General features: G+C 65.5%; 12 protein-coding genes and 1 pseudogene. 5 read left to right on the top strand and 8 right to left on the bottom strand.

Annotated features, from left to right (window positions below):
• Positions 1-49: 49 nt before the first annotated feature.
• The 4 genes from L3Q65_RS24385 to L3Q65_RS24370 all read right to left on the bottom strand — a co-directional run bounded on the left by L3Q65_RS24385 (position 50) and on the right by L3Q65_RS24370 (position 7149).
• The gene (locus L3Q65_RS24385; protein ID WP_237596726.1) at positions 50-1294 is read right to left on the bottom strand and encodes an aminotransferase class I/II-fold pyridoxal phosphate-dependent enzyme; all 1245 of its coding nucleotides are present in this window, start codon (positions 1292-1294) and stop codon (positions 50-52) included.
• Positions 1295-1329: 35 nt separating this feature from the next.
• Positions 1330-2586 (bottom strand): GNAT family N-acetyltransferase, encoded by a 1257-nt coding sequence (locus tag L3Q65_RS24380; RefSeq protein WP_237596725.1) that lies wholly within the window; start codon positions 2584-2586, stop codon positions 1330-1332.
• Positions 2587-2704: 118 nt separating this feature from the next.
• Positions 2705-4036: a lanthionine synthetase C family protein gene (locus L3Q65_RS24375; RefSeq protein WP_237596724.1), complete on the bottom strand. Its 1332-nt coding sequence runs from the start codon at positions 4034-4036 to the stop codon at positions 2705-2707.
• On the bottom strand, positions 4033-7149 hold the full coding sequence (locus L3Q65_RS24370) for a lantibiotic dehydratase (protein ID WP_237596723.1): 3117 nt from the start codon (positions 7147-7149) through the stop codon (positions 4033-4035). The genes L3Q65_RS24375 and L3Q65_RS24370 overlap by 4 nt, the downstream gene beginning before the upstream one ends.
• Positions 7150-8582: 1433 nt before the next feature.
• Between L3Q65_RS24370 and L3Q65_RS24365 the strand changes: the two are divergent.
• From L3Q65_RS24365 to L3Q65_RS24350, 4 genes and pseudogenes are all read left to right on the top strand, one after another.
• Positions 8583-8954 (top strand): annotated as a pseudogene (locus tag L3Q65_RS24365) (hypothetical protein); the annotation flags it as partial.
• Between the two features lie 605 nt (positions 8955-9559).
• Positions 9560-10984 carry a group II intron reverse transcriptase/maturase gene (gene ltrA, locus L3Q65_RS24360; protein WP_237596721.1) on the top strand — a complete coding sequence of 475 codons (1425 nt, stop codon included), beginning with the start codon at positions 9560-9562 and terminating at the stop codon, positions 10982-10984.
• A gap of 704 nt (positions 10985-11688) precedes the next feature.
• Positions 11689-12408 carry a hypothetical protein gene (locus L3Q65_RS24355; protein ID WP_237596720.1) on the top strand — a complete coding sequence of 240 codons (720 nt, stop codon included), beginning with the start codon at positions 11689-11691 and terminating at the stop codon, positions 12406-12408.
• A gap of 12 nt (positions 12409-12420) precedes the next feature.
• On the top strand, positions 12421-14997 hold the full coding sequence (locus L3Q65_RS24350) for a hypothetical protein (RefSeq protein ID WP_237596719.1): 2577 nt from the start codon (positions 12421-12423) through the stop codon (positions 14995-14997).
• A gap of 180 nt (positions 14998-15177) precedes the next feature.
• On the opposite strand, the gene L3Q65_RS24345 is transcribed toward L3Q65_RS24350, so the two are convergent.
• The 4 genes from L3Q65_RS24345 to L3Q65_RS24330 all read right to left on the bottom strand — a co-directional run bounded on the left by L3Q65_RS24345 (position 15178) and on the right by L3Q65_RS24330 (position 20669).
• Positions 15178-19479, bottom strand: coding sequence for a hypothetical protein (locus tag L3Q65_RS24345; RefSeq protein ID WP_237596718.1), 4302 nt, complete (start codon positions 19477-19479; stop codon positions 15178-15180).
• A 5-nt stretch (positions 19480-19484) separates the two neighbouring features.
• Positions 19485-19871, bottom strand: coding sequence for a hypothetical protein (locus L3Q65_RS24340; protein ID WP_237596717.1), 387 nt, complete (start codon positions 19869-19871; stop codon positions 19485-19487).
• A gap of 126 nt (positions 19872-19997) precedes the next feature.
• The gene (locus L3Q65_RS24335; protein WP_237596716.1) at positions 19998-20135 is read right to left on the bottom strand and encodes a hypothetical protein; all 138 of its coding nucleotides are present in this window, start codon (positions 20133-20135) and stop codon (positions 19998-20000) included.
• 21 nt (positions 20136-20156) lie between these two features.
• Complete coding sequence (locus L3Q65_RS24330; protein WP_237596715.1) at positions 20157-20669, bottom strand: hypothetical protein; 513 nt, start codon at positions 20667-20669, stop codon at positions 20157-20159.
• 580 nt (positions 20670-21249) lie between these two features.
• On the opposite strand from L3Q65_RS24330, the gene L3Q65_RS24325 reads away from it, so the two are divergent.
• Positions 21250-23670, top strand: a complete 2421-nt coding sequence (locus L3Q65_RS24325) for a hypothetical protein (RefSeq protein ID WP_237596714.1) — start codon at positions 21250-21252, stop codon at positions 23668-23670.
• The last annotated feature ends 10 nt before the right edge of the window (positions 23671-23680 follow it).

Raw genomic sequence — 23680 nt, 5'->3', positions numbered from 1 at the left:
TTCCGTTTATCAGAGGTCGGTGAGAAGCGCGGGCAGGCTTTCAGGCCCTTCACCTGAGCGCTTGCGCCGCCGCGGCGGAGAACCGGTCCGCGATGCCAGACAATTCGTCGGGATCACTGCGGACGGAGGCGCCGAACCCTGAGCCAAGGTAACTGTCCGAGAGCCCGACGGAAAGGGCGACGGCGCGACTGAGCAGATTGTCGGTCCTCGGCAGCTCTCCCGGTGCCAGTGTGTTTCGGCGCTTCTCTCCCGGCTTATGCTGGAACGGGCAAGTGGGAGCCTCCTGGTCCGGCGGGGGCGAGAGTGCGTTGATTTGGGCGTAGTAGTGTCGCCGCGACTTGTCCAGGGTCGAGCAGCCGAGTTCTTGGGCGACCGCTTGCGCGGCTTCCGGCTGGTCGAACAGGTAGACTGAGACCGTCGCGCAGTCGCCGTCGGGGTCGTTCAGGCGACGTTGCTCCAGGCCGGGCCTGAGCGGGATGAGCTTGTCGAGCTGGCTTTTCACGAGCCGGGTGCGCTCAAGCACGGTGTCGAGCTTGGCGAGCTGAGCACGCGCGAACGCGGCATTGAATTCAGGCATCCGCAAGTTCAACCCGAAGATCACGTCGCCGTCTCCGGTTTCCTCCCGGCCGGGGAACCAGCCCTGATCATGGAACGAGTAAGCCCGCTGGAACAGTCGTCCGTCTTTCATCAGCAGGAATCCTCCGGCACCGCCGCCGTTGATCACCTTGAAGGTGTCCAGTGAAAAGGCGCCGACGTCGCCGAGTGTCCCGAGCGGCGCTCCGCGGTAGGTGCCACCGCATGCCTGTGCGACGTCCTCGATGAGGTACAGGCCGTTTTCCTCGGCGATTTGGGACAGCGCGGCCATGTCGCAGGACGCGCCGAGCATGTGTACCGCGACGATCGCACGCGTCCGTTCGGTGATCTTGCGTCGGACGTCCTGGGGATCGAGCGTGAGTGACGTGTCGATCTCCGCGAAGACCGGGGTGGCTCCGCTGTGGACGACAGTGCTGATCGTGGCGATGAACATGAATCCCGGAACGATGACCTCGTCGCCGGGGCCGATTCCGAGAGCCGCCAGCCCGGCGAGCAACGCAGAAGTACCGCTGTTCAGAGACAGGCAATACGGGCTGTTCAATCGCTCGCCGGCGGCTTCCTCGAAGCTGCGAGCCTGCGAAATCAGTTGTGGTTTGCCGTAGGTGTCCCTGCTGTTCAGTAATGCCTGAAGTACGGCGAGGACACTGCGTTCTTCTTCTTGGTCGTAGAAAGCATATCCGGGGCCGGGCACTGCGGTCACCTCGTCAATCGGTGTGAACGGCGGGAAGAACGGGCTCAGAACATCAAGGAGCAGAACGGAAGCGGATCAGTGCGAAATGCCCTGCAGGCCGCGTCCAGCGCGCCGGTGCGCATCTCCTCGATGCGTCCGGCGCGGGCGAGTTGGGTCAGGGAGATGCCACCCAGGTATGCCGACCCCAGTTCGCGCACGGACATCACCAGGTCGGGTGCAGAGGTGGTGCGAGTGCAGCTGGCTCCCTCGGGGCCGCCCTGGATACGCCATCGTCCCACATTCCACTCGCAAAGACGATCTGTTGTCTCGATAACGACGTCGACCTCGGCTGAATACGTTCTGAGGGCAAGGGCCCGGTCGACATCGATCAGCCTGACGTGCAGCTGGTCGCGAACGGTCGGAACCGCGCTGCGCGGGTCGTCGAGAAGAACGAGAAGCGTGTCGTCGAGAGGGCGCGTGTGCGCGATCACGGTGGTGCTGAGGTCCAGGTCCAGGAGTGTTCGCCACAGCTGCGCGTAGGCTTTCGGGCTGGTCGCGAACAGTTCGCGGACGAGAACGGCGAGCGGGGGATCGGGACTGTCGTCTTGGGGGCGAGTCGTAAAGAGGGCGTAGCCGGCGGGCGCACCGGCCTCGCTGACCGTGAGGCACTGTAATGGCGCGGCACCGTTTCGGGCGGTTGGCGGGTCCAGTACTGCCTTGGCCGCCCATCTTTTGTCGTAATGGAGCATCCCGGCCCGTTGGGGAACGTTCGCCTGGTACACGTCGCGGATTTCGTCGAGGCAGGTCTGCGGGTCGATGATGGTTGCGGGCAGGTCCTCGCCGCGCGGCAGTAGGGAGAAGGCGTGTGGTTTGCGCGGGATCTCGAGACGTACCACCTGGTTCGCAGCCCCGAAGCCTAGCCGGGAATAGATGGCCGACTCGCTCGGCTGCAGCGCGGCGACCGGTTCCGTTCCGGAATGGTGAAGGCCGTGCAAGATGTTGGCCATCATCTCGCTCATCAGGCCTCTTCGCCGGTGGGTCGGGTCGACGCTGACGTATCCGATGCCGGCAATTGGCTGAATTCCACCGGGAATTGTCATGTTAAGGGAATAGACAAGTGCGGTGGCGCAGATTTTGTCGCGATGGTACGTCGCGAGAGACCGTTCAGGTTCGAATAGATCTTTGTTGACCTGATGCACCTCTGCCGGATCAGGGTGCCCGCCGTAGGACAGCTCAATGGTTCGAGTCAGATCGCGCCAATCGCGGTCGGACGCGGTGCGAAGTGAATAGCGGGATCCGTCAGGTGCGCGTGAGGACGGCAAGATTCTCCTTGGTTTCCCGGCTGAGGCCGGCGAGTTGACAAAGGCAGGTGTCGAGGTCGCCGGCGCGGGACGAGCGTAAAACAAGCCGCCGACCCGGCCGGTCGATGTGGATCGCTGGTCAGGTCAGCATCATCGGTGCATCCCAGTGCGGCGCCGTCTCGTTGTCCGGGTTGGCGGCGGTATGCAGGGCAAGCGCGATGCCGGAAGCGCCTTGGAGCAGCCCGGGATCATTGCAGCCGAGGTATCCGCGTCCGGCTGGAATGCTTTCTTGGTAGCCGAATTCGACGGTTTCGTCGTATCGGTCGATCAGTTCACGGGTGAGCCCGGCAGCGAGGCGGGCCAATCGGCCGTCTTCAGCGTCCTGGCCGATACGGCTGGCGACGTGAAGCAAGCCGGCGACACCGTGACACAGATTCGAGCTTCTCGGCTGTCCGGCGGCTGCGCGTTCGACAGCGGCGCACATGGCTGCGGCGGCCACGGAGCTGAGTTCTGGTCTTCCGAGCACCTGTCCGGCCAGTTGAATGGCGCGGGCGGTGCCCGGAGTGCCGTAACACCAGGCCGTTTGGACCCGAATGCTGTCCGGCAGGCATTGCGCCGCATGGTCCTCGAAGCTGATCCGGCTTGGCCAGTACGGCCCGAACCGGTCCTCCGCCTGCCAGCTCAGGAGCCAGTCGACGATGTGTTCACTAGCCTGTCGCAGTCCGTCGACGTCGTGCCCGGCGGACTGGGCGATGGCGAACAGCGCCAGCGGTCCCGCGATTCCGTGCGCGAGTCCGATGTTGAAGTCTCCTCGCGGATAGCGGAGCCGGTCGTCGGGCAGCGGGTAGTTGTCCGGCGACGTCCACCAACCCGGCACCTCGGTCCCGTAGGCCAGGACCGGCTCGGTAATCGGCACGAGACAACGAAGTATTTCGTTCAAGGCCTCGGCGCAGTCTTCGAAACCCTGCTCGGCGAGGAGCAGCAGGATTCGTCCCTGGCCGGAAAGGCCGGTAATCACGTCGTAGCCGCCGGTCTCCGCGACGGACTGACCGGCTGAGAGCGTGCGGCGGGCGCGGGCGAGGCCAACGTTGGCAGCAGCTTTGGCGGCCTGACTCAAGAGCCTGGTGTAGCCGCCGCGGGCGGCTCGGAAGAGACTGGCCGCGAGCGCCACCTCCGCGCCCGCGAACGTTGTTCGATGTTCTGTCCCGGCCGCGCTCGCCGCGGCGCTGAGGTGTGCGTGGGCAGGCGCGGACCACGTGTCGTCATGGTGGGAGAGACGGGCGTACAGCACTGAGATGCCGGCGTGACCGCCCCAAAGCCCGTCCGGACGCCAAGCCGGATAGCTCCCGTCGGCCAGCGTCTGGCGGGAGGCCTCGGCGATGCGCGCCACAGATCGCGGCTCTCGCAACCGTTCAGCGACTAGCAGAGCGGTGTCCGTCGCGCGTTTCCGCAGGGCTTCGTCGAGCGTCATCGTCCGTGCCTCCAACGGTCCGAACGCAAGCGCAGCCCTTCTCCGATCAGCGCGTAGGCCGACCGCTCTGAGCCGCGGCCAGTGCCGAACATCCGGTTGCAATGCAGGTGTGCCAGGACTTCCGCGATTGTGCTGGGCCGGGCTGTGCCGGAGGCTGCCAGCGCGGACGCGTAGCGGGCGAGCGCGAGATCGCGTCGTTGCCACATCGCGGTCAGTTCGCCACCGTCGCGCAGATCCGCGTCGGGCCGCGGATATCCGTCCGGCGTGATCAACGAGGCGAAGCTTTCTCGTTCGGTACGAGACACGCGGTGCCGCTCTGCGGTGTCAGCCCACCCGGTTATCTGGTCGAGGACCTCTGCCGCCGGTTTGAACGCGAGCAGGAGCCTCAGCACGCTCATCGCCGCCAGTACGGCACCGGACGGTTCGTGGTCAGACCGAACCACGACCGGAGCGAGGGCGAGGCTGAGCTGGCTGTCTGCGTGAAAGACCCGCTCCGCGGCAGGCAGCGCCGCGAGACCCCCGTAGCGCTCGGCCTCGGGATCGTAGCTGTCTAGGCAGAGAGAGGTCAGCAAACCCGCCACGCGCAGCTCCGCGGACCACGCCTGTAAACGCGGCAGAAGTTGTCCCCAGAGCGCGCCTGCCTCACCGTGGAAACGCAGCCGGAGGTGCGGTTCGGGGTCGGCGTAGCGAACGAAGAACCAGTTCTCGACGCCAAGAGCGCGAAGGCAGCCGTCGGCAACCAGGGTCGGAAGCTTGGCCGCCAATATCCGCTGTTGCGCGGGCTCGCTGGCGTACAGCTTGGCGTACAGCCACTCCCCGCCCGGCAATCGCAGCAGATCCTCCCGGCGGCAAGGAACGGGCTTCACGACCATCTCGTCGCGATCCGGCGGGGCTGCTTCCAGGCGGGAGGTGCGACGTCGCATGGGCAGCACGAGTTCGGCCGCATGCGCCCCCGCTGCGCCGTGCAACCAGCCGTTCTCGTGCGCTCCAGCAGGCTGTTCGGTCACTTCCAGGCGTGGGTCGCGGCGCAACTCGTCGCTGAACACCATGAGATGAAGAGGGTCGTCCAGGTCGACTGCGAGACGGCGGTCGGCGGTCGCCAGTCGCACGCTCCGGGGCACCCCCCAGCGTTCCCGCCACGTTTCCACCTGGGCCGGCCAGAGTTCCGGATCCCGGCACTGCGACCGCATCGTCGCGTCGGGCAGCCATCGCGCCGGCGACAGCACGGTCCGTCCGTACCGGACTCTGGGCAGGAACGGCGCGTCTGCCCAGCGCCCCCAATTCCACGGCCGGAGCGGGTTGAGGTCTTGGGACCCCAGATCGAGCAGGAATCGCGCTACCTCGGGCACGAATCGTTCGCCGCGGTTGAGCATCGAGTGCAGCACGGGCACCACCTGCTGTCCGCTGACGCGGTCCAGCAGCACGAGGCGGTCTCGGGTGGCTTTGACCACCAGGTTCGCCAGCTGCAGGTCCCGGACGTCGCGCTGGGCCGGTCCGACCCCCAGCGGAATGCGCGCGGACAACCACTGCGGAACTGTCGCGACGTTCAGCGACCGGGACACTTTCGGGCGGAAAGCCACGCTCGCCGGAACACTTCGTTCCGGACCCGGCGCGGTCTCGCGGGCGAAATCAGAGAGCCGCTCCTCCCATTCCGGAAACATGTATGCGAATCGGCCGAACATTGACGTCGCCATCGGCGAACCAGTTCCCGGCCCGACTACGAGACGGAAATCGCCGCCGCACAACGCCTCCCAGCTCTCGGCGACCACCTCCGCGCACAGATCCAGCGAGTCAGGCGTCCGCAGCCGATCAGCGTCGGGGGAGAGGGTGGTCAGCAGATGTTCGTCAAGCACGACCTCGCTGGTCCGGTCCCGGACCGCGCCTACCGACAACTCGCCCAGCACCCGAGTTCGCGCCGCGGCGATCGTCTCGTCCTCCTGGCGCGGCGTACGCCCGATGCCATCGTCGAGCGTTCCCAGCCCGCGATCCGGGTCGAGCAGTTCGACCACTTCGACCGCTCGCTCCGTCCCGTACTTTTCCAGGAACCTCGCGTGGTATTCGTGCCATCGTGTTCGGCGCGGAACCGCGCCCAGCCGCCACAGTGCCGTCGCTGCCCGCTCGGCCTCACGCGCCACCGCTTCCGGCATCGTGCCGTGGATGTCCAGCCGCAAGTCGGCCTGAACGGGTTTCTCGACGTAATGCAAGGTCCGCATGCCGGACATCAGCGCTCGCAACGGCCCCGCCCGGCCGGGCGACGGAGCGCTGTCCACCTCGCGCAGGCACCGCCGGATCTGCCGCAGTTCGTCCACCACCGGATGAGCACCGCCGCCCAAGCGGTCGAGCACATAAGCAAGCTGGTCATGGACGTCCGGCGGCGGCTCGAGGTCGACAAGCAGGAAGCGGCCTTCGACGAGGTGCCACAGTGCGTCGCTCAGCACCGGGTCCATCGCAGGCCCGATCGCGAACCTGCGTCGCAGCCGGTCCGCGAGTTCTTCCCATTGCACGGGCTTTTCTGCGGCGGCCAGGGCCTCGGTGGCCACGCGAGTGTGCCGGACAGACGACTCCACCCGCCGCACTCCGTCCCGCTCATATCGATCGAGCAGCACGAGGCGGCCGTCTCGAACTGTGCACAGCGGGTTCGAGACCAGGAAACGACCGCGGACCAGCGTCGGGTCAGCGCGCAGGAGGTCCAGTACGGCATCTAGCCACGCGGCGTCTGGCCTGCTGAACAACTGGTGCCCAGCACCGAGTCGCAACCGGCCGCCCTTCCCGACCTCGACTAGTCCCAGCCCGGCGAACAGCCCGAACGGCGTCGGCCGAGCTGCCATTCGTTGCCGGTACTTGACCAGGGCAATCGCCACTCGGCGCAGCTCGCCGGCTCGTGCCTGCCGGCCGGGCGACAGCGCACTGGCGACTGCCTTCGCGAGGCTGGGACTGGCCAGTTCAACGGCGTCCAGCAAGGTCTTGTCAGCCAAGTCCGCGATTCTCGAGCGCAATCCCTCCGCGTCGTGTACGTCCGCGCTGTCGGATTTGCGCGCCATCGCGTCCAACGGAAGGGTCGCCGCACGCACTCCTACGAAGTCCGCGCAGGCGAAGAGAGATTCCTGGTCCATCTCGTCCCCTGTCGATGAGCTGCCAGCACCACGTCGGCTGCGGAACGCAACGCGATTCGCGTCAGCATCCCCCGCAGATTGTCGGGCAAACGGTATGCACGCAGGTCAGATCGATTGTGTACGCCGGACTAGGTTGCGCGCTGAGCGCGTGAACCTGAGTAGCAGGGGCGGGCTCTACTCGCAAGTCGAGATCAAAATCTTCTGCTTCATCAAGAACGGGATTGCTCGGCATAGTTGTCCTCCTGGAAGAAGAATGTGGTTTGTTGATCCGGCTATTAAACGACCCTTGATTTCGAGAAGCTTCAAACAATAAAACGCTCATCTGTGCATTGCAAACCGTGTCTCACGGGATGTGCTTGTCGTGTTCAAGGCGACGTTCTACTTCTAGCACCAGAGTGATTGGAAGTGAAGACGGGCGCCTATGCCCAGGGCGGCAACTGCGGAACTTCCTCGGTTGCTAGGTGGTGGTGGCAACTGCGGAATTTCCGCAGTTGCCGTCAGTGTCAAACAGGGTCGTCGATGACGTGCGCATCAGGCATGCCCGGGACTGACGGCTTGCAATTGGCGATGAGGCAACTAGCCCGGGCGTTCATGTGGATTGGTGTGATGTGGGTTGAAATGGGGCGAAGTGCCTGCCGGGTAAGGGGAACTGGGACTTGTCTAGGGTCCAGGTTCTCTGACTAGGAAGGGGCTTCGCGGGCGCAGCGTAGCAAGGGTGTGCGGCGGGTCAAGGTCAGTGCCGATGGTGTCGTGGCGCATGGATGGGAAGCTGCACTCAGCCTAGGCGGGTGGCGGCGAGGTCGACTGGCGTCGGCGATGACCGCCTCCGCACGCGCGGGGAGGACACCACCGCGCCGCCAGCCGGATCGTGCCGAGCGGACCACCCCCGCTCGTCGAGCGCGCCGACCCAGGACCTTCCCCGCTCGCGCGGGGAGAACAGGATTGCCGAGTCGCCGAGGGCCTGCGCAACGGGACCACTCCCGCTCGAGCGGGGAGAACCGACGCGGTCGGGATGGTCTCACCAGGCCAGGGACCATCCTCCATTCGCACAGGGAACTGGGCGCTACTCTCGTCGCGGACGTTTGTGGATGATCCCGCTTGTGCGGGGAATATCGCTCACCGGTCGGCCGGGAACACCGCTCACCCCGTGTGATTGCCAGCAGGACCTTGCGTTTCCGTCCTTTGAGCAGGCTGTCCGCAGTGATTGCGGAACCAGCAGGTGTTGCCGCGGTCGATCCGTCGGACTGGAGACCCGGGCCGCCACCCGACTACCGTCCCGGCCTGTTCCGGCAGCTCCTGCCAGCCTGCCCCGGCCCGAATCGTCGCCGGTTTCGACCCGGCCGGCGAAAGCACAGCATCGTCAGATGCGGAAGCCGCGTCATTCGTCGGAGGTCGGGGTCTTGTTCGGAGGCCAGTTCAGGTGGGAGCCCGTCATGAGCGCCAATTCGCAGGTGGTTGCTCGGTTTGTCTCGGTCGTGATGGGGCTGGTCATTGGGCTCACGTTTCTATTCGGGTTTGGAAACGTGTTGAGCTTGGCGTTGAAGCTGCAGGTACCTGTGTTCGTGGCGCCGCTGGTAGCGCCTGCGGTCGACCTCACGGTGCTGGGGTTGCTCGTGGGCACGCGTCACCTGGCTTTGTCCGGGGCCAGTGATGATGTGCTGCGGGCAGGTCGGCGTCTGCTGACGGCGGCTAGCGTCGGGACGCTGTTGTTGAATGTGGCCGACCCTGTGTGCGTTGGCGAGTGGGGTAAGGCGGCATTCGACTCGGTCGGTCCGTTTCTGCTGATTGGGTGGGCTGAGGTTGGCGTGCGCCACGAGGCGTTGTTTGACCGAGTGGAGGTGAGAGGACTCCATCCGCTGTCTGTCGTGACGGGCGGCGTGGAGCTGAGGGCAGCCTGAGCCCGGAGATGCGGGTGAGGGCGGCAAGCAGCCCTGACAAAGCCGGGACGGGCCGGTACTGCCAGACGGTTCGGGTCCGGCGAGCGAGACGGAAAGGTATACGTGCAGGAACCAGCGAGTAACGCTCCTCAAGCGGACCACCAGCTCAAATCTGGCGGATATGGGCTGGAGTGCGGCGCGCACCCCGGACGGTGTCCGGGCGAACTCCCGATCTGGTTTACCAATGACCGGAGGGAGGCCGCGGGGAAGGTTCACGGCGTACCCGCGGCGATGCCGCAGGGGCAGGAGTTGGGTGCCTACTCCGTCGATCGGTCAAGCAGTGAACGTGGGAACCATCGCGTGTCGTTCCCGGAACCGGCCGGCCAGGCCGGGATCGGGATAGGCGCATCGTCGGTCGAAGGCGCGTGGTGGGGCGGAGGCTCCGTAGTAGTCCGAGGACGGGAAAGCCGTCCACATGGCGAACGGGGCCAGCAAGCCAGCAGTGCGGATGCTGGAATGCCAGGAGGTCGTCGGTGAACACCGATGCGCTGGAGGAAGCGTTCTTCGACGCGGAACGCCGGGTACTGGAGATCCAGGCCAAGCTGCACCGTTGGGCGGTCGATGATCCTCATCGCCGGTTCGACGATCTGTACAACCTCATTGCCCATCCCGCGTTCCTTCTGGTGGCGTGGTTTCGGGTGCGGAGCAACAAGGGCGCCAGGACCGCCGGTGCGGACGGCATGACCGCTCACGCGGTGCGGTGGTGGCGGCAGGATCATCTTCTGTTGGAGCAGTTGCGGGCCGAGTTGAAGGCGCGCGAGTTCCGTCCGATGCCCGTGCGGCCGGTGAACATCCCGAAGGCGAAAGGCAAAGTTCGTCGGCTGGGGATTCCGACCGTGCGGGACAGGGTCGTGCAAGCGGTCCTGAAGCTGGTGTTGGAGCCGATCTTCGAGGCGGACTTTCGCCCGTGTTCCTACGGGTTCCGCCCGAACCGTCGTGCTCAGGACGCGGTGACCGAGTCGTGGCATCTGGCGTCCAACTCGTATGAGTGGATTGTCGAGGGCGACATCGAGGCTTGTTTCGATCGGATCGACCACACGGCCCTGATGGACCGGGTGCGTCGACGGATCGGGGACAAACGCGTGCTGCTGTTGATTAAAGCCTTCCTGAAAGCGGGGATCCTCGCCCAGGGTGGCCAGATCTGGGGCGGCGACACCGGCACTCCGCAGGGTGGCATCCTCTCACCGCTGCTGGCCAACGTGGCGCTGTCGGTGCTGGATGAGAACTTCGACCAGTACACGATCAGCACCGTGGAACGAGCGAAACGGCGTCGGCACGGACTCGCCAACTACCGGCTCATCCGGTACGCGGACGACTTCGTGATCATGGTGTCCGGCAACCGGGCACAAGCCGAAGCGCTCCTCCCGGAGGTGGCAGAGGTGCTCGGTACGGTGGGGCTTCGCCTGTCGGCCGAGAAGACGCTGATCACTCACATCGATGAGGGTCTGGACTTCCTCGGTTGGCGCATCCAGCGTCATCGCAAGAGGGGAACAGATGAGCGCTACGTCTACACCTATCCGTCGAAGAAAGCGCTGCGCGCGATCACGACGAAGGTCAAGACGGCGTGCTTGCAGAACGTGAACGACTCGCTGGCGGACCTGCTCCGTCGGCTGAACCCGATGTTGCGGGGCTGGACGGCCTACTTCCGGCCGGGGGTGTCTCAAGCGACTTTCCAGCACCTGAGGTCATATGTGTGGCACCGGGTTATGCGCTGGATTCGCAAGAAACATCGCCGGATCAACTGGGAGAAACTGCGTCGCCGCTACTGCACCGCGACACGTGATCGGTGGTGGCCCGCAGACGGTGACGTGATCTTGTTCAATCCTGGGTCGGTGAGCACTACTCGCTACCGGTACCGGGGAACGAAGATTCCGTCACCATGGCCGAGCAGGGCGTGAGACGACCGGCCAGCCAACGGGGTTTGTGGAGCGCCGGATGCGTTGAGAGGCGCATGTCCGGTGCGGGAGGCGGCTCGGGGAAACGGACTGACCGCAAGGCCAGCACCGCGCCCCGAGTCGACCTCACCCGGGCCTCCTGCAGGCTTTCGCCGACGTGCACGTCGCTGCTGACCGCCATCCTGATGTGTCAGCGGACGGCCAGCCTGGGTTGTCGTCGGACGATCCGGGTAAGAGGCAAGTTGAGCTTGACCCAGGTCTGGTGGAGCGGGCTCGGCAGATTGACGCGGAGCATCGTGCGCGGCATCAGCGTCCGGTTTCGGCGGAGGTGCTGCGAAAGGCGTTGGGCATTGGGGCTCGCCGCTCCCGCATGTTGACGCGGGTGGTCCGCGCGGAGTGGCGCGACGGGCCCGGCTCAGCCGTGGCGGCGGTTACTTGAGCCGAGCCGGATTCCGCCGTCGTGTCCGGCCAGGTCAGCCGGTTCTGGTTGGCTATGGCTTCTGCCGGAACCGCGTTCGCTGATCAGGCGTCAAGTCGTTCGTTGAGTTCTTCGTTCTCATCCTTATCCCGGTTGTCGGCGTACGAGCCGTCGAGCAGGTGGAAGCCGTGTATCTCGTCGAGGTTCGAGCAGGCTGTGGGCGGCGTAACGCTTTACTTGCTGCTGCGATTTATCTGGGACTGGTGATCTCGGTGCTGGAGGGCGGCGAATGCGTGTTGTCGCCCGCGCGCTCCTCGGCGTCCTCGGTCTGCTGCTCGCGATCGTGGCGCTTACCTACGTAAGTGGTGTGTTGCGGCAGGAGTCTTCCCCTGCCGAACAACTAGTCAAGGACGCACCCGAGCCCTGGGTCACGAACACCACGGTGACCTCGCCGGACCTGGAGGACGCTCTTCGCCGCAGTCCGGCCAAGTCCTTGTCCGTGGCTGCCACCTTGACCGTCGTCGCGCCCGGTTCTTCTGGCGACGTCCCGCGCGCGAAGCTCTCGCTGTCGATCACTGGCCCGACGAGCAATCCGCTGCTCGAATTGGTCCGGCAAGGCCACGCGCGCGGGCGTGGTTTGGCGCTGGCGTGGTCTGTAGGCGTCGGGACCGAGGTGGCACTGCCGTACGGCGAGCCGCAGATTTCCGTGAGCCAGGGTTCGACGACGGTGACGTTGGCCGCGACCGACTACACGAGGTCAGGGCAGCTGACTTCGGTAGAGGTCGTTCCCGTGTACCAGCATTGCTCCGCGCTGGCGGACCGGATGATCGCCGTCGTCGGGTCGGGCATGGTGGTGTCGTCGGTAGGGGCACCGCCCGATCCGAGGCAAAGTCCCGACGGCTGCGCGGCCGGTGCATGGCAGGACCAAACCGCGACCCGAGCGGTGTTCCGCGGCATGGGTGCTGCTCGGATCGAACTGGTGCCCGACTCGGCCACTCTACCCGGCTAGCCGGACCTCCGGATGCCCTTGATCGCCGCGGACGGGCACTCGGCCGGCTTGCTGAACGCGATCCGCTATACCCTGCTCAGTTCGGCACCGCTGGTGATCGCCTGGTTTCGGTTGCGTCGTCCACGCCGGACGCGCACGCGCGCCGGTTCGCCGGCGAGCTCGGCACAGCCATCGCTCCGGCAGCGGTCCGCTGTGGACACGCTCGGGTCGCGGACAGCCGCGATCGTCCGCGCGCTGTTGGTTCTGCACGTTGTCGTCGGGGTGGGCCTGATAGTCTCGCTCGCCTCGAGCTACTTGACCGAGAAGCTATTCTCCCTGCCGGACGCCGCGCTGGACTCGGTCATGGCGCGTCCTGGTGCAGTGGTCCCGGCCGCGACCGTTATCGCTTCCGCTTTCGTCTGGCGGCGGTTCACGCTCCGCTCGGTTACCGTGTCCACGGACCGCCGATCGTCGATCGCGAAGGACGTCGGGTGGATCGTCGTCGCAAGTGCGGCAGTCCTCGTGCCGACCGGTCTGATGTGGCCCGGCGCGTCGACGCAGGCGACTACCGGCACCGGGCGGTCGTTCTGGGCCACCTGGCTCGCCGTCCTGCTTGTTGTCATTTGGATGTTGCAGGTCGCTGCCCTCGTCGGGTTCCTGGTGGCGAAACTCGCGGGAGCGACACCGAAGACGCAAGGCCGGATCGCCTGGATCGCGGCGCTGCTCACCGGAGCCGGCTTTCTCGTCCTCATCGGTCAGGCCACCTTGTGGTCGCCGTGGGACGACCCGGACGCGCCCCGCACGTTGGCAGCGTGGCTTTCGACTGAACCGGGCGTCTTGGCGATGGTGTTCGTCGGTCTGGGTTTTCTCGCCCTGCTGGTCGCCTTCCTGGCGTTGGTACGGAGACCGAATCCACGCATCGGCGGGACGGGCCGACCGCTTTGGTGGTCGGTGTTGGCGATTGTCGTCGAGTGGTTCGTCGCCGCCGCCTTGCTGATGCTGATGGCGGGCTTGCTCGACTTGGTCGTGCGGAACGGCTGGCTCTGGTGGGCCGCGGAACCGGGATGGTCCGAGTGGTACAGCGGACGGTCCGGGCACCTCGTCGCGCTCTACCTGGCCATGCTCGTCGCCGCGTTCGGCATCAATATTCTCGGCCGCGCCCTGAGGCTGCGCCCGCGCGACCGGCTCACCATGGTCGCCGGCGTCACCCTCACCGCGCTCCTGCTGCTCATCGAGCCGGTGACCGCTCGACAAGGGTTCTTGGGTACCGCGGTCGGCGCGGCGGTCCCGCTGACGGCGGCGGTGTTCGTCTGGCTGACACTCGACCGGGTCGCCCGGCACGCGCTCGAGGCGGCACCTCCGTCGGTCTGGCTCGGCCGATGGCCGTTCCTGCGGCGCTGGCGCGGCGTGCGCGTCGTCGTAGCGCTGCTGCTGTCTGTCCCGCTCGTCGTTTACGGAGGTGCCGGCGTACCACCGATGACCTGGTACGACTTCGGCACTTTCGCATCATCTGTGGACGGTGCGCTGCCACTGTTCGTCTTCGGCTTCCTGCTGCTGCTAATGCGCCACCTCGGATCCGCCACGGGGGACGGAGCAATACGCGGTACTCCCCGGCTGATCCGCGCCGTCGCCGTCCTTTTGACTGTCGTGGGCATCCTGAGTCCTTCGGCTACCACTCCCGGCTTGCCGGTCGCGTTCTTCATCGGTTGGGCCCTGGTCGAGGTGTGGCTGCTGCCCCGTCCGGCTGACGACGCCGAGCGTGCCGCGGCCGGTGATGCTGTTGACGCGTCGGGGACAGCTGCGGTACGAGCGGTGGTCCGCGACGCTGCCACCGCTAGGACCGAGGCAGCGCTCGAAAAAGAACTGCGGCAGAAGCTCGCCGAGGACGCGCCAGACGAAGACACGCAGAACCGTCGGCTGGAGCGGATCACTGAACTCGCGCTCGGCGAACACCGGCTTTCGCCGGAGCGACGGCGCCTCGCCTTCTCGTCCTACGGTGGCGGGACCGCATGGCGGAACGCGCGGCAGTTCGCCGGCCTCGGGTTCGTGATCGGGCTTCCGTGGACCGTTCTGGACGTCGCGGCAGCGATCAGCACGCTGACGGGCGACGGGCCGTACCGGCTCGTCGACACGGCGGCCGGCATCCTGGTCATCCTGCGGTTCGCCATCGCCGGGCTGATCGTGGGAGGTGCGTACCCGCTGGTCCGCGGAACCACCGGGCTCGCCAAGGGCTTCAGCCTGTTCATCGCCATGAGCGGGCCGGCTCTCTGCCTTACGTTGCTCCCGGACCCGCGTGCGCACGACGCCCTCGCAAGCGCGACGCTCCAACTCGCGCAGTGGCTGTCGTTCGGCCTGATTCTGGGGTTGATGGCCGACTGGCAGGTCCTCCGGTGCCATGGTTACGGCTTGCGCCACCTCCGGGAACTCCACCGGATGAACGCGCTGACGGCCTCCGCCTCGACACTTCTCCTCGCTGTGCTCACCGCTGCCGCGACCGCGCTGGGCTCCGGTGCCGCAGGAGCCTTGGTTGAACGCGTCCTCACACCTCCACCCGCCGCCACCGCACCATCTTCGCCCGCCAACCAAGGCACTTCCAGCGGCGGCCGCTGACCGAGGCAGTTCGAAACGCCTGACCGTTTCCCATCTCGTCGGCGATCTGGTGCGCTTTCTGTCGTCGACGGTATTCGCCGCCGAATGGCAGGCGGACCGATTCGTGCGCGACATGTTGCTTTGCGGTTTGGGCGGACTACTGCAGTCCCGAGAGGCACGGGGACGGGGCACCGCGAGACATCAGCGGCTGTATGGTGCCAGTCCTTCGTTCCCGGCGACGACCAGGGAATCGACGAGCATCTGCCAGTCGTTGAGACGATCAAGCTCCTCTGCGGCGCTGCGAGTCTTCTTGAGCCAGTCGTTCGACAGCCATGACTGTTTGACAGTGACGCGGCCGTCTTGGATGCACAGGTCGGACACCCAGGGCAGGCCGCGAGTGACCTGAACGTCGACCGTGAGCTTCCGCAGGATGCCGATGAGCGCGTCGACGCACTTCGCCTTCCCTCGGGCAGTGGGCAGCCAGTCATCTATGAGGCTGAGGAGGTCTTCGGGGCGGACCCAGTCGATCGGTGCGCTGATGATTTCGTTGTACATGCCTTGTACCCAGGGCAGAGGGTCTGGCAGGAGAGCCGCCGCGGTCCAGTCGCCCCAGTGGCGGTCCTCGTAGGGGCTCACGTCGTCGCCCAGGTACCGGAGGGCGTGGGCCAGCAACGAGGGCCAAACACCCCGGGCGGCCTCAGCAAGTCGTTCGGTTTCTGCGCCGGCCGCCGCGAGACCATGAAGGAAGCTCAACATCAGGCTGGCGTTCACGCTAACGGCATCGAGATGTTCGAGCACCGGTCCGATGTCGCTGTTCCTGGCAAACCCGTCGAGCAGGGCACGTGCGGCGACGAGGGTGTGCGTCCCTCGGTCGTCCGCTGTCCCGACTGCTTCTGCGTGGACGATCATGGCATGTCGCTGTACCTGGAGAAGAGCGGCGAACTTCACCGCCGCGTCCTGGGTGCAGCAGTGGTCCACGACCGCAGCCTTGCCGAGTCCGCGGATGACGGCGTCGAGCACCGCGAAGTCGACGGAGTCTCCGTCCAACTCCTGGAGGCGGTCGGAGACGTCGCCGACAATCCTGACACTCAGCCGCATCTGGCCGCCCTGGTCCCACGGCCCGACTTCTGCGATGCGAGCGGTCTCGACCAACCAGTCCATTGCGATGCGGTGGATGCAAGGATCGCCGTGGCAGGCCGCTTTCCAAACGACGTCGCATCCACGCGCCAGGTACAGCCGAGTCTCCAGCGACGCCTTTCCTGCCATAGCAAAGCCGGCCTCGGCCACGTCCTCGATGAAGCTTCCCGCAGTTTGCAAGGGCACAGCCATCGGCGATGTGAGCAAAGCTGGCAAGGCATGGGCGACGGCCCGGTCAGCACCCTGGTCGAAGTACTGCCCCTCGTCGCGTTGGTCCTCTGCGTCCTGGAACGATAAGGCAATTTTGAGAATGAATTCGATCGCAAAGTTGCTCTCGTCGCCCAATGCATGGAGGTCGCCGGCTGCGCCTCGTTCGACCGCTGCGCGGACGACATGTGACACTGCGTTCACAGACCAGGTCGTCGTGTCCTCATGGGACTCGAGCAATTCACGACCGATAACCAGGTCCGCAGCGATCTCTTCCGGCGACGGGGGCACGTAATCGGAGTCGTGCTTGACTGAGCCCCAGTACCTGTTCTGCAACCGCAGTGTGGTTTGCACGACCTCCTGGTGCGCCGCGTGCCTCTCCAGCGCGGCTTCGACCTCAGGCGGCGGAGCGACCTCGATGTAGTGCTCATCGCCATGCTGCGCGATTCGGTACTGTTCGGAGTCGAGGCTGGCGGCCCAGTTCTTCGTCCGGTCTTGGCTTATGCCGAGCCGGTCACCGTTCTTGACCAGTTGCTCGGCGGCCTTCTTCAGGGCTAGAACGCGCGCTTCTCCACCGTGGGTCATCATCCACACGGCCGCTTCACGTGGTGTCCACCGGCGGCGTTCCAGGTTTGCGAGTCCTTCGGTTCTTGCGCGCAGGCCCGAGTACTCGCCTGTCTGACGACCGAACTCGAGTTCCCAGACAATCGGCTCGGCGAGGAACGCGTCGAGTTCTGCGTCGAGCTTCTCGACATGACGCACCAGAAGACCGAAGAGCATTCCCGGGACCGCCAAGTTGTCGCATCCGTCCAAGAGCATCTCGACGACCTTCTTCGGCGACGCACCCCGGCTCAGCCAATTGTCGGCGAGACGCTCCATTGCCTGGAGCGCACTCATCGCCGAGTCGGGTCCCGCCGACGTGCCCCGATACCAACTCCACACGTGGCCGTCGCCCAGGTACAAGTGAGCGCTGCCATCGAGATTCAGGACAGCACCGCGATCTGAGCCCTCTTCGTCCGTATCTTCGGTGTCGGCATTGGCTTTTTTATCCGGTTCGGCGATCGGCCCGGCGAATGCGCCAAAAAAATTGTGCCGCGCCTGCCTTTCGACTCGTGCCCGTGCGCCACTGTTCAAGGTGTTGTTCAGAACGCGTACCGATGTCGGTAATGGTGCCATTTGGAACAGCTGCCAGAATCCACCGAACCAGTACTGAGAGTACGGTGGTCCCCAACTCGTCCAGCGGCCTCGATGCCTTCGGACGCCCTCATGGCGATGCCAGCTGTGCTCATCGTCGATGTAGTAGGCCTCCATGAGCGTCGCCAGCAGTTCCGGGTCCTTCTGTGCCACGGCCCGGGCGCTCCATGGCGAGTCGGCCGCCGGAGCCAGGAATGTAGGCGCGTCGCCGGCGATGGCCCGCAGGCAGGCTTCGGCCGCTTCGTCGATGTCTGGTCCGAGCAGCGCCAAGGTTTCGACGAACTTCTTGTCGGTGAGGTGGTAGTCGAGTTCACACCGCAGCCGACGCCGCTGGGACATCCAGCTGGGCCGGGCATCGCCGCTAGCGTCCCTGGGCGGAAAAGACTTCCAGTACGTGAGGAGGCGACTCCGTAGTCGTATACGCAGCGCGTTGCCAGCTGGCACGGTCGCCAAGACAAGGGCCTGCAACCAGTCCGCGAGCAGCTCGAACGACTCCTCCGACACATCCCACGGCACTTCCTCGTCGAGGAGAATCTGCACGACAGGGGCCGAAACGACGACGTCGACCACGGCGTTGCCCTTGTGTCTCTGCCGAACAACCCGAACGACGGCGCCGAGCGCCAGGCCAACGGGGTGATCCGCGAGGGCCGCCTTCATGCACTCGTATGCGAACGGCGTATCCAGGACCGCCTCAACGGGGACATCGGCCCACCGGGCCCCGTGCGCTGCCGCAAGGGTTCCGAACTGCGAGAACATCAGGGCGAACAAGCGAACCGGCTGAGCATTCAGTGCTTTCAGCAGTCCCTTGCATGCGAGCGTAGCGGCCGACAGCGCCCACCGAGGCACGTGGGCCGCTTCGAGCAATTCGGTCGGGGTCTGACTGCGGACCAGCAGAATGGCGGTCGCGTATCGGCGGACTTCGTCGTGCGCGAAATCCGGTTGGTCCCGATACAAGCTCGGGGGCGCAAGCAGGTGGTCCCGGCGTAACGCATCGACCGCGGCAGCGTCGACACCGGCACTAAGCCGTTCGTTTTCGGGCAGTTGCATCGTCGACGTAGCCACCGCGAGCAGTGTTTGCTGGCGAGCTTCCGGCGAGCCGACTCCCTGGCGCCCGTCGCCCCGTACGACTCTGCTCCACACCAACTCGAGGCATTCCCACTCGCCCAATGAACTGTCGGGCTCCAACCCTGTCCGCGCCAACAGGTCCAATATGACAGGCCGTCGCAGCAGCGAGTCCGCGGGCAGGTCTCGGAGAACTGCCCGCAGAAGCGGAAAGCGATCGGAGACGACCGCGATGTCCTCGTCTCCCAAGGGATTCATCGTGAAGGAGGAGATGCGCTTGCCGAAACCCAGCTCCAGTTGCTCCCGCACGAAGCCGGATGCCGCGTCAGACGTGACTGCGGCGACCCCGACACCTGCGGCGGCCGCGGCCAGCACCAGGTCGGCCAACAGCACCGAGGACTGCTCCAGCGCAGCATCTGCGGCGTCGACAACCAGGATTCTCCGTGATGCGGAGAGTTTGCCGAGCACGTCCTCCAACGGCATTCCGAGCACGGCACGAAGCTCCATGTTCGACTGAGGCAGCCCACGGAAGTTCAACAGGACTGCCCCGAACTCGGCAGGGTCAGCGGTTTCAAGCTCAACGACGGTTGACAGCGTCAAGGCGCTCTTACCGGTACCGGATTCACCGGCTATCAGCAGAGCAGACCCTTGAACACCGGCTTCGAGAAGAGCTTCGGTGAGCTGCTCGCGACGGTTGGCAAACGTGATCTCGTGCGGCCCGCCGGATTCCTCATCGCCGATGGTGGACCGCACGCCGGCGACAGCAAGCTTCCGGTGTTCAGCGATCACCGCCTGAGCCTGCTGATCCGGGTCGAGCCCGGTGAACGTGATCGGGCCGTAGTTGGGTCCCGCGATGTTGATCTGCCTGGCGTTGCCGTCGGCGTGCGGTTGAAAGTCACCCATTGAGTTCAGAGGGTGATCCCGCCGTGGTTGTCCCCGGCGATGTTGATTTGCTTCGCGTGATCGGTGGCCTGTGCGAAAACGGTCTGCGCACCCGGTTCGCGACGGGCTTGCTCGATAAGTTCGGCGAGCGATGAGCGGAATCCCACGTCGTCGGCGGCTGCGGCGGTGATTCGCTGGGCGAGTGCGGCACGAAGTTCCGTGTCTTGCGGATCCGCTAGCACCTGCTGAAGCACGGTCTCGTCGTCAGGCTTGCCTTTGAACTTCGCGGCTACCGCGTCGCGAAGCCGCTTGACGCCGTTCCAAGCCGAGCTGCCGGCCTCTTTGGCGAAGCCTTCGCCGAACTTAGTTGCGAGGAGCGCCGCAGCGGCGATACCCAAGGTGACAGGATCCATGGCTAGTAGTCGTGAACGGTGTGGTCATTGTTACCGGCGGCTGTCATTCGTTGGCTGCAAACGTGTGCCGCCGACCTACGAGGTGAGCGCACCGACTCATCTTCGCTCGGATCCTTACAGGATTCTCTACAGGACTATCACGTCGTGCTCCAGCGAAATTCTGGCAGCGGTCACGATGGTGCCGAGCACGGTCGCCGCGATGACGACTATCCAGGTGTGGTCGGGTGGTCGCGGACCGGGGACAGGCTGCAACGGCTGGTGCATGTGAGCCTCTCGCACAACGCTTCAGTTCCGGCCGATGGTGAGGTCGACGCCGGCTCTGATCTGTTCGAGTGTCTCGACGATCCGGTTCCGGTTCGCGATCTGGAGGACGTACCTGTCGGCGACGGCGACATCCTGGATGATGAAGACCATTTTGCATCGGGATACACCGTCGATCGACTCCTGCGAGCCGTGGTCGAGCGACGAGGTGCCGAGGATGTGCCCCGTGCCGTCCGATACCTGGACGATCGCGCCGGGCGCGAGATCTGCGTAGCCGCCGGAGCCCTGACATTTGCCGCCGGGCAGCACCCGGAAGGTCGGGGTGCGGTTCCCGGTGGGCGGCGCGTCGATGGTGATCGAGCCCTGCACCGTCAGCCCGGACGGAGCCTTCGCCGTGGGCGAGGCGAGCGCGTACACCGCGGCCGCGATCACGGCTATGGCGACCAGCAGGAGGGCGACCAGCAGCCATCGCCGGGGTCCCTTCGCCGACGGGTTCGCGACCGGTGCGACCGCGGGCGGTCTTTCGGTCTTGGACATGGGTGTTCCCTCCTGTGCGGTCGGCCTGTAATCGTCTCGATCACGCCCGGCGCTACAGGGCTGGGCAGAGGCGCACGGGCAGTTCGGTCACGGCCTCCAGTTCTCGCGTGAGTCGGGATGACCGGCGTGCTCGTCGTGGCAGATCGCGCAGTTGCTGGTGCTTCGCCATGAGGTGGCCGTGCTGCGGAGAGGCAACCCGAAGCCGCGCCTGGACTGGGCCGACCGGGCGGTGGTTGCTGCGTTGGTCCGCCTGCTGCCCGCAGGATTGCGGCTACGCCGGTTGGTCACTCCGGCCATGATTCCGCACCGGCACTGGCACCTGGTCGCCGGAAAGTGAACGCCTGCCGTCGGGCCGGATCCTGCCTCGATACCAAAGACGGTTACTCAGCGTAAGAAGAATGGTCTAATGGATGAGATAGGCGGGCGCGACACGCGAAGCGTTGTGCAATCCGCGGCAGGTGGGGGCCATCTTCGATGAGGTTCGGGAGCGCCTCGGCGGATGTGGTTGGCTGCTGCTGTGACGGATTCCAAACCCTTGACGTACTCGGTGATCAACCGTGGGCTCCGACCGTCGCGGGTGGTGATCGTTTTCGACGGGAGTAGTGCATGGACCTACTGGGCACGCCGGGCGCTGTTTCTGGCTAATCAGGTCTGGGGAGGTGTCGGGTTCGCGCTGGTCCCGCACCGAGACGGTGTGGTCGATCCGGCTCTGCTGCACGCCTGCCGCGCCTACGACCCGGACTACGTGGTTGCCTTCGGGCGCACACTTTCCGAGATCGACCATTTCGAGCCCGGGAAGCTCCCCATCCGTGGTGCCGACGGCACCACGTTGACCGGCGCAGATCGCGCGGAGGCATTGGCCAGTGCCGCCAGGGAGTCCGGCTCCGCGCCTTCTGAAGCAGATTTGCAGGCCCGTGATCTGGTGTCGAGCGCCTGCTCGCCGTACCAGTTCGACAGTGCGGAGCCACTGCTCGACGATGTTTTTCTGCTGGAGTGCCCATCGCCTTCGTTTCCCGCGGCCATGGACGTCCCCGGCGCTCACCAGGGTCACGTTCTTCAGTGCCCGCCCTCATGGGGTGGTCTGCTTGGAGTGGCGATCGCGTCCAAGATCGGGATGGTGGAGCCGCCAGATATCGCCGCCCCCACGCCACCGGAAAACCCGGAGGCGTCGTCGGAGCTGATTCGTTGGTTGCTTGGTCAGCCGGTCGGCCCGCTTCCGCGCGAGTTGCTCTGGTTCCCGAATGGCGTTTCAACCGGAGTGTTGACTGAGCAGTCTCAGCATGCGTTCGACCGGACGATGGCCGGCCTTACTTGGGTCGCTTCCACTGCCCACCGGGGCAGGATCGACACGGCGGTGCTGGGTGACACCGCCGAGGATTTCGCGCTCGCGCGACTTCGTGACCTGACCTATGGCCGCACGGTCTGGCTGCCGAGCATCGTCGGCACCGAGGACGTCACGCTCGCCTATCCCATCGTCGCCAAGCTCTACGGTTCGCTCGGCAGATCGCGCGGGTGGAAACATGAGGCGCTGGCTATCACTTCGGTATCCCGACCGCACGAAGAATTGACTGACTTTCGCGAACGGTTGGTAGCTAGTACAGCGGGCACATTCCGTGCTGAGTCGGTCGTCCCTGACCGGGTTCACGTGATCCCAGCCGTCGAGGCGGATTGGCCAGGAAGCGGCTTCACCCAAGTCGCGGTGCAAGAGCAGTTCGACGATGTGCTGCCCGTTCCGACATTCACCGACGAGACCGGCACCACCGAAATGGTGGCACCGCTGCCCGCGCCATCGTTGAACGATGCGGCACTCGCAGCCCACAGTGGTCTGTCCTGGCAGGTTGATGTCACCTGGGCAGACAGTCATTCGATTCGCGGTCGCCGCGTCGTGGGCAGCGAACTGTTCGGTGCCAGGACCCACGAGTGGCTCACGATGGCGCGCGCCAGCCGTAGCGGGATCTCCCACCGTGCTGAGCGCTTCGACTTCGTGCCGGCCGGTACGCAAACGGTGAATCAGCTTGCCCGGCCTACGCTGCGGAACCTCAGCCTGGCCGGCTACCTCAATGCAAAGGCCGCCGAACACGACATGACCACCCGTGTCAGCGACGCCGGGCAGCGCACCGCTCAGCTGACCCGGATGCTTGGCGGCCGTCGTGAATTTGCCTCATTGTTCGGCGGGCCGCTGCTTTCCGCGCTCCACGACCTCCTGCCGACGAGTTCCTCTGTCGAAGAGGCCTACCCGGACGGACGTGGCGTCGTATTGCGGGCCGGAGAAGGCGTGCTGAGCTTCGACGGCTTCGTCGACCGCACTGACAGACTGTCCGACAAGGAGGTTCGCGGCGAGCTCGACCGCGCGTTGCGTGCGCGGGTCCTGCGCCGCGGACTGGTGTTGCGCTGTGCCGTGTGCCAGAGCAAGCAGTTTCTGATCATCGACAAACTTGCCCAGACTTGGCGCTGCGAGCGCTGCGACAGCGGGAACGAGTTGGACCACAGCGCCTGGCACCACTCCACGTGCGAACCCGCATGGTTCTACGGGCTGCACCCGGTGGCGCAGCACTTGCTTCGGGACCACGGCGACGTGGTCGCGCTGCTGTCAGCTCATCTGTCTGCGCCGTCGCAGGGCCGCCCTGTGCGGTACCAGGACCTTATGGAATTAGAGTTCGTGAAAGACACCGAGCCGCAGGTCGAAGTTGACTTGATCGCCTACCGGGAGGACGCCCTCATTGTCGCCGAATGCAAGCACAGCGATGACTTGGGTGGCGGCGTGAGAGTCAAGCGGCGCGCCGAGATCGACAAGAAGTGCCGGGCCGCGGCGTGGGTCCAGGCCGATCAGTTGGTGTTCGCGACCACTGCCTCAGCCTGGAAACCGAGCGCCGTCGGGGCGATTAGCGCAGCTGTGCGCGGTTTTGAGGGCTGGTCAGCCTGCAACCGTCCGGTCGTACGGCTTATCACCGGTCTGGGAACAAACTCCTTCCACGAAGAAGTCATTCGCTCTGGTCCCTGACCTGCGCAGC

Source organism: Amycolatopsis sp. FU40, assembly GCF_021903635.1.
Classification (GTDB): domain Bacteria; phylum Actinomycetota; class Actinomycetes; order Mycobacteriales; family Pseudonocardiaceae; genus Amycolatopsis; species Amycolatopsis dendrobii.
The sequence above is the reverse complement of the archived record's forward strand: the minus strand, read 5'-3'. Positions and strand labels throughout refer to the sequence as shown.

Bases quoted from the DNA above. Each gene is read 5' to 3' on its own strand.
- L3Q65_RS24375 (WP_237596724.1), bottom strand. From the start codon at position 4,036: ATGACGCTCGACGAAGCCCTGCGGAAACGCGCGACGGACACCGCTCTG.
- L3Q65_RS24370 (WP_237596723.1), bottom strand. From the start codon at position 7,149: ATGGACCAGGAATCTCTCTTCGCCTGCGCGGACTTCGTAGGAGTGCGT.
- L3Q65_RS24355 (WP_237596720.1), top strand. From the start codon at position 11,689: ATGCGTGTTGTCGCCCGCGCGCTCCTCGGCGTCCTCGGTCTGCTGCTC.
- L3Q65_RS24350 (WP_237596719.1), top strand. From the start codon at position 12,421: ATGCCCTTGATCGCCGCGGACGGGCACTCGGCCGGCTTGCTGAACGCG.
- L3Q65_RS24345 (WP_237596718.1), bottom strand. From the start codon at position 19,479: ATGGGTGACTTTCAACCGCACGCCGACGGCAACGCCAGGCAGATCAAC.
- L3Q65_RS24340 (WP_237596717.1), bottom strand. From the start codon at position 19,871: ATGGATCCTGTCACCTTGGGTATCGCCGCTGCGGCGCTCCTCGCAACT.
- L3Q65_RS24335 (WP_237596716.1), bottom strand. From the start codon at position 20,135: ATGCACCAGCCGTTGCAGCCTGTCCCCGGTCCGCGACCACCCGACCAC.
- L3Q65_RS24330 (WP_237596715.1), bottom strand. From the start codon at position 20,669: ATGTCCAAGACCGAAAGACCGCCCGCGGTCGCACCGGTCGCGAACCCG.